Below are 6,800 nucleotides of genomic sequence, written 5' to 3'. Positions count from 1 at the left end.
GGGGGAGCAGAGGAAGCAGAGGGAGCAAAAGTAATATTCCTTTCATCCTTGTTACTCTGGGAAAGACTGGGTGGTACTCTACTTTTCTTGGGTTGGCTGGTTTCGGTAGTAAATTATCCTTGGCAAGCAATAGCTGTAAGTGGTTTGGGTTTGTGGTTTGTGGGAAGTCGCTTGCGGCAGTACAGTTTCAAGGTAGACTTTGCAGCAGTTTTCGTCATTGGGTTACAGACAATTTGGTTAGGTTGGCGATTAGTACCTGATAATTTACAGAAATTGGCGATCGCAATCGGTACTCAACTTACCAATTCTCAAAATGAACCTTGGGCGTTGCTGGGTGTAGCTTTATTTCCATACATAATTTTGATGGTGGCGCTCACAGATAGTCTGCATCGCACCGAAAAGCGAGAATTGGCTAAATTTGGCGAACTGCTCACCCTCTTATTTGGAGCTTTTTTAACAACGATCGCTATAGTAAATCCCGCATTGCGATCGCTAAATCTGCTATTTTCTACCATCACTCTTGCATTCGTCACTCAACGCCGATCCCCTGCATCCCTTCCCCTGATATATCTAACTCACATCATCGGAGTGCTGACTTTTTGTTTTACCATTAATTGGTTATTACCAACCCTGAGTCACCCAGCCTGGGCAAGTATTTTATTAGTTCTGATGGTTGCAGAATGGGTATTTAGCCTAAGCGAAGGTTTATGGCGACATAGTGCCTGGGATATCGGTTTAGGACTAGCCGCCGCTAGTTTTTTCCTATTGTGGATGAATGCAGAATCATCTTGGTATGGCATAGCTGATGGACAAGCTCATTGGGGAGTCTTATGGCTAGTTACGCCTATAGCTCTCACGGGTGTTGCCAATGCCACAATTATAGAGCGTCGCCTTACTAGCCGTTACTTGAGTGTATTGGCTGTGGGAGTTGCCCAGTTACTGACTTTACAACTACCAGAAACCAGATTAATCGGTTTAGCCGTAGGAACGGGATTGATGTTTGCAAATACGCGCTATTTGCGAAACCAAATATCTGCGGTAATTACAGAAGGATTTCTTCTGAGTTTCATTGTGGCACTTTTATGGGTAGGCGTACCTGGCTTACCTCACCTCTTGCTATCAGGTTGGTTTGTCGTCGGGGCGATCGCAATCCTAATTTTATGGTTAACGCGGACATTTTTGAACCGACGCGGTAACGAATTAGCAATTATATATGCAGCCGCCAGTGATAAATGGGCGATCGCCTTGTGTGGTTTTGAGTTGTTTGGTTTAACGCTACACTCAATACTAATTTACTCAGGGTTTATTACTTCTGGATTTTTGTACTTAGCTGCCACTGCAATCACCTTGGTAGCCATTGTTTATCGCAGTTGGCGAGAACCGACAAATTGGGCATTTTATGGCATCGGTTGGTCTTTGGAATTGTTGACTGCCCAAGGGCTGGGATTTGGGGAAGGATCAATAGTTAAGATTGCAATCGCAAATATTGCTTTAGGTTTAACCGCTCAACTTGTTGGCGAGTGGTGGCGGCGACGACATCAATTAGAAAGGCTTCCTAGCAGTTTTCACATTTTGCCATTAATTTATGCTGCATTGAGTGTATTGCTGCGTGTGAACACCTTCACCGAATGGACTGGTTTGTATTCTTTGGGTGTAGCTTTAATTATCATTGGCGTGGGGCGACGCCGCGAAGACTTTAAACCCCTGCTGTACTTAGGAATTATTGGCGTATCAATTTCTGCTTATGAACTTTTGTTCTATCAAATGTCACAAGCTTCAACAGAAGCATTAGGTGATGGATTGATTGCCATGTCTACTCTTGGCGCGAGTATTATGTATGCTTACCGTATCCTATCGCCAAGGCTTGTAAGCTATTTACGGCTAACTCCTCAAGAACTGAAAGGAATTGCCCATATTCACTGGGTTTGGAGTAGCTGTTTATTAATGGCTGCCATTCCTCTTCCCATTGGAGTTAACCGTTTAGTGGGATTGGGAACAGGGGTATTTTTGATTCGTTATGCCATCTTTCAAGGACGAAATTTGCCCACTTCCCCCAGCATTTTTGGAAGAATTACAATAGCCGAAATGTGGGCTTACCTTGGCTTATTAGAGGTAGCCGGGATGAGGGTTTATTGGCGCGAGACAGCAGTGGGAAAATTTTGGGCTGGGCCGTTAGTTCCTTGGAACGGTGCGATCGCCTGTGTAGTAGCCTATTTTCTATATATTCTGCCTTGGGAAAATTGGGGTTGGTCTAAAAGACCTTGGCAACAAGCCGCCTATATCATACCACTGATAATTTTATGGGAAACTAGACTGCAAACTTACCCCATTACCTTGCTACTCGCAGCTGGATTTTACATCTTCCTTGCAAAGGTGGGTGAAAACATCCGTTTTACTTATGTTAGTGTGGCGTTGATTGATTGGGCGCTTTACCGTTGGTTTGATTCCTTACGCCTGACTGATGCTTTGTGGTATGTAACGCCAATTGGGTTATCACTGCTTTATATTGCTCAAGTAGATACCCAACTGAAGCTACCAGAATATAAAGCCGCTCGTCATATTCTGAGAGTGTTAGGTAGTGGTTTAATTTGTGGGTGGGCAATTTTATTTAATCAAAATCCAGCCTGGATACCTGGAATTTTTAGCCTCATCGCCATTTTTACCGGATTAGCTTTGCGAGTCAGGGCTTTTCTCTACATTGGTACAGCCACTTTTTTAATCACTACAATCTATCAATCAGTCATTTTTAGCTTGCAGTACTCCTTTTTAAAATGGGTTGTTGGCTTGCTAGTTGGCATTCTACTGATTTACATCGCCGCTAACTTTGAAACCCGTCGCGCTCAAATAACTTCTTTAATTCGTAGCGCCATTGATGAATTTCAATCATGGGAATAGATAAGCTAAAGATTAAACTAATTAGACAGGCGATCGCCCAAATTCAAGATACCTGTAAAATTAAGCAAGAGCGGTGGCTTTGCTAAAGCCTTCTAGACGCTCTGCGAACGGCTAATATCATGTCCGGCTAATTAGTTATAATTCCCTTTCTCTATGCAGAAAGCCCAAAAACCCGTCCCCTCTGCGCCTCTGCGGTCTTAATAATAAGTCTTTAACCGGACATGATATAACGCATAGAAGCACAAAATAATGACACGGATTCCATTAACAGAAGCTCAACTTCGTTTACCCGAACTGAGGTTCTTGTCAGCTTTTGGCGATTAATAGTGGGCTGATTTAGGTAGAAAGCAGGAGGCAGAGGCAGAAGGAAGAAAGAAGAAAATTACAGAAAGTCCTGCGGTGCAAGGGTTACAGAATCTCTATATCACAATCTTGTTTTTAAGATAGTAATTTAAAAATCCGATTTAAGAGAGTGTTCTTATCTTGTTTTTAATTAGATAATCAAAGATGAACAAGCAAAATTATTCGCGATCGCATTTTATTCGTGAGTAATAATCGCAAATTATTTTCCTATCTTCTTTGTTTGTACCAAATTGGGATGCTCCCATCCAGAAGGATAGATAATATTAGGATTGATTGGTCAAAGAAGAGGAAAAGGGGCAGGGAGCAGGGAGTAAGGGGGAAACCCCATAAATAAATTTAGGGGCAAGAAAACGGACGCATTATTTCTTGTGCTACGCATCTCGAAATAAATATTTTTGCTTTTAGGCATAAATAAATTTAGGGGCTTGAAACCCTTTTTACAGGGGAATTCCAGTATCTTTCTCCCCTGCTTCCTGCCCCCTGCTCCCCTGCCTCTTGGTCAAAGCAGTGTTTACCAGCAGTATCAAAGGCTCCAAAACTTTGTAATGTGGTATCCTTTTCTTTCACTTGGGTGAGCAAATCGTTTTACAACGAGAGAACATGTCCCAAAATTCCCGTTACATTTTTGAGTGTAGTGAGAATATTTACGGTATTTTCCACCTTACCAATTGCTTGAGTTAAGTCTTTTATTCCTTCAAGCAAGTCTTTTTCTAACTTCTTTAGACTCCCAGCTATTTTTTCTAAAGCTGCGGTTTCAAGTTGACTGCGTAAACTCGCTATCTTTTTACGTTGATCAACAAAATCTCGTTTTCGTGACTCGTCCTTTTCATTTTCAAATTTTTGTTGCATTTCTGGTGAATCGAGATTGAGTTCTATATTCCTAATTCTCTTCAGAATTTCTTCACGCTCTCTATCAATTATTGTAGATTCTTCGGGTGCAATTCTTGAACTAAAATTCATGGTAATTCTCCTACAATGTAAATATCTACTTTGCTTTTTTATCTGCTTCAACAAGTTGTAGAAAATTATCAACATCTTGTAAAAAACCATTTAGTCTAGCAAGACTTAATTTTCCTTCAATAAGACCTTGAAAAACTCCTTGAAACTCACTTAATGCATTGCTAGCATCTTTAAGTTCTTTTCCTCGTCTCCTTATTAATATTTCCCGTCGAGTTTCAATCCATGCTTCTTTGTCAGGAATTTCTGCGTCCTGAGTTAGTGGAAGAATAACCAAACGTTCTTCTTCTGCTTGACGAATAAGTTTGGCATCCTGTTCAATTGAATCTCCAAGAATTTTTAACATCTCCGTATGAATAGTTAGTTCGTGCATAATTGTGCCATTACGTTTTTCTAGTTCATTGCGTAGTGCTCCACGAATTTGTGATGAAACTACAAGATTGGTAATGCCTTCAAAAAGACCTGAATTTGTAATCAAATTGCTCCCTTGTAGTTCTTTACCACTATTATTGAGATTATCTACTACTCCGTTAATTTCTTCTTGTGCGCGTGCAGGTGCATCGGAAGAAGCAAGTTCGTTAAGCAGTTGAAAATAATCTCTTAATAGATTGTTATGTTTGCGTAACTTATCAATAACCTCTAAACGTTGTTCATCATTTTCAGTAAAGCTTTTATAATCTCCACGTGTTTGATTGGTAATTTTGTCATTATTTAATAATTGCTCAGAAGTGTAATCTATGTGTATGTCACTGGCGGCATCAAGTAATTTATCAACTGCATTGGCATATTCATTTTCTGCTTTGGCAAATTTTTTGTATTCATCTGTTGAGCGACACCCTGTTGTTAGCGTTGCAATTACTGTAAATACAACGACGGTTTTACGAAAAGTCCTCTTCATAAACTAATGATTGTTTGCGTTATTATTGAGTTTGGAGGTTAACGTTAATACCGTAGGCTTACCGGAAGCAAAACGCTGCGAATTGCGAATAGAAAAAAGCAGATTTGTTTGACCTACGCACAATATTAAGTTGATTACGTTAGTTGAATTCCTATCTGATTAGCACGGAGATGAATAATTTGCGCCAGTCTAGTTTGCGTTATTATTGCAGTTTGATCGCCTTGCCATTTTTGGTAATTAGTACGAACTGAGTCTAATTCTCGCTGTAACTCTTCTTTACTATTCATTGCCATAATTTGGCTTTCAATTGGGTTAGTACTGTGAGGACTGGGATTTGGTTTACTATTTTCATTCGGAATTAAAAAATTCATAGAGCCTCCAGAAGGATAATATTAGGATTGATTTACAAAACTATCGAATGCATCTTCATCTAGTTTTTTTCCGCTAATCGATAAATCTTTGATATTTTGACCTACAGCGCATAAAGTTGTACAGCAGCCATAATTTCCATCCTACGAAAATATTATTGAATCTCAAGCTTCTTGTGTTTCTGAATTTTTGCTTTTCTAGAAACCATAATAGTTTTAATTTTATCTATAGAAAATCTATATAACTAATATTTTTTCTAATATTTTTTTATAGAAACCTCATATAAAAACTCATCTTAAACTAAGTTCAAGCCTTATATTCCGGATTTATCGCTTGTGATAAAAAACACTTAGATTAGTCAAATTTAGGATAATTTAATTGATACATTATCGAATGGCACTAAGAAAAACTGAAACACTTGTGTTTAAGCAGTTTGCAATTGCTTTCGTAATTCGTGCCGGGGTTTGGTCATCAAGGGGTAAATTTTTGGGCAACGTTTGCGGATTTGTGCTTCACTTCTTGCGGGGCGATGTCTGACGACAAGCCGCAAGAGAGCGGCAACGCCAAAGGCGAACGCGTCTACGCTCACAGTCTTGTGAGCAATAACTTTAAGTAAAGTAGAATAAATTTGAAGACGTTTTGTTGAAGTTGCGGCTAACAATTCGGGAATAAAGTTATTTAAATGATGGCGAGTACCTTGCAATGATAGGCGTAACGGAGGACTACCGTAAGTAGTACCTGCCCACCGCACCATAAATATTCTGTTGTCACTTTTTCTGATAAGCTCTGTGCAGCCTGACCAAAAAATTTTTGGGGAATCCCTGCATCGCCCCCACCCATTTCGCTGTGTCTGATGCGGGAGCGATCGCTCGACCAGCCCACTCACTACTCATTGATTAAAAGTTGAAGTGCTTACCTCATATAGCTTAGAGCTTTTCTTAGTGCCATTCCTCTCAGAGCGTAAGCTTGAGATAAGTAGATATATCACCGTTGAGAGCCATAATTGCAGTCATATTCTCAAAAGCTTACATAGTTTGAAGTCTGTATTCTATTTGTTATTGAGAAAATATTTTTCTCTCGAAAAAGTCTCCAAACTGACAGAATCAAGCAGTGTCATTCATCCCTATCCCACGCAAGCGGAAATAATTAAAAAAGCCGCAGATGCTTACTGTCGTACTCTTTTGACTGCAAATACCAAACAAATTCTGGAATTTTTGGTCAATCCCTGCAAGATTGCATAATTTATTTGTTGGAAGTCCCTGATACATCAAAAAATATTGCTCCAGAGTTGACGTTTCGGTGTTTCGCGCAGTCTGTA

Annotated in this window: 6 protein-coding genes; 1 reads left to right on the top strand and 5 read right to left on the bottom strand. The window is 39.8% G+C overall.

Annotation, left to right across the window (positions count from 1 at the left end; genetic code table 11):
- Positions 1-2,895: DUF2157 domain-containing protein (locus tag ACFE90_RS31960; RefSeq protein WP_375506341.1), on the top strand; the 2,895-nt coding region annotated here is incomplete at its 5' end.
- Positions 2,896-3,843: 948 nt separating this feature from the next.
- Here the strand turns inward: ACFE90_RS31960 and ACFE90_RS31955 are convergent.
- From ACFE90_RS31955 to ACFE90_RS31935, 5 genes are all read right to left on the bottom strand, one after another.
- The gene (locus ACFE90_RS31955) at positions 3,844-4,218 is read right to left on the bottom strand and encodes a hypothetical protein (RefSeq protein WP_375506340.1); all 375 of its coding nucleotides are present in this window, start codon (positions 4,216-4,218) and stop codon (positions 3,844-3,846) included.
- 25 nt (positions 4,219-4,243) lie between these two features.
- Entirely contained in the window at positions 4,244-5,113 is an 870-nt protein-coding gene (locus ACFE90_RS31950; RefSeq protein ID WP_375506339.1) for a hypothetical protein, read from the bottom strand.
- Positions 5,114-5,247: 134 nt separating this feature from the next.
- Entirely contained in the window at positions 5,248-5,484 is a 237-nt protein-coding gene (locus tag ACFE90_RS31945; RefSeq protein ID WP_375506338.1) for a hypothetical protein, read from the bottom strand.
- Positions 5,485-5,906: 422 nt separating this feature from the next.
- Positions 5,907-6,236: a hypothetical protein gene (locus ACFE90_RS31940; protein ID WP_375506337.1), complete on the bottom strand. Its 330-nt coding sequence runs from the start codon at positions 6,234-6,236 to the stop codon at positions 5,907-5,909.
- A gap of 349 nt (positions 6,237-6,585) precedes the next feature.
- Positions 6,586-6,800 (bottom strand): hypothetical protein (locus ACFE90_RS31935; RefSeq protein WP_375506342.1); only part of this gene is annotated, 215 nt, incomplete at its 5' end.

This window comes from uncultured Nostoc sp. (assembly GCF_964245445.1).
GTDB lineage: Bacteria > Cyanobacteriota > Cyanobacteriia > Cyanobacteriales > Nostocaceae > Nostoc.
This window is presented reverse-complemented; position numbering and strand designations above follow the sequence as displayed.

Excerpts from the sequence above, each read along its gene's own strand:
- ACFE90_RS31955 (WP_375506340.1), bottom strand. The coding sequence starts at position 4,218 with ATGAATTTTAGTTCAAGAATTGCACCCGAAGAATCTACAATAATTGAT.
- ACFE90_RS31950 (WP_375506339.1), bottom strand. The coding sequence starts at position 5,113 with ATGAAGAGGACTTTTCGTAAAACCGTCGTTGTATTTACAGTAATTGCA.
- ACFE90_RS31945 (WP_375506338.1), bottom strand. The coding sequence starts at position 5,484 with ATGAATTTTTTAATTCCGAATGAAAATAGTAAACCAAATCCCAGTCCT.
- ACFE90_RS31940 (WP_375506337.1), bottom strand. The coding sequence starts at position 6,236 with ATGGTGCGGTGGGCAGGTACTACTTACGGTAGTCCTCCGTTACGCCTA.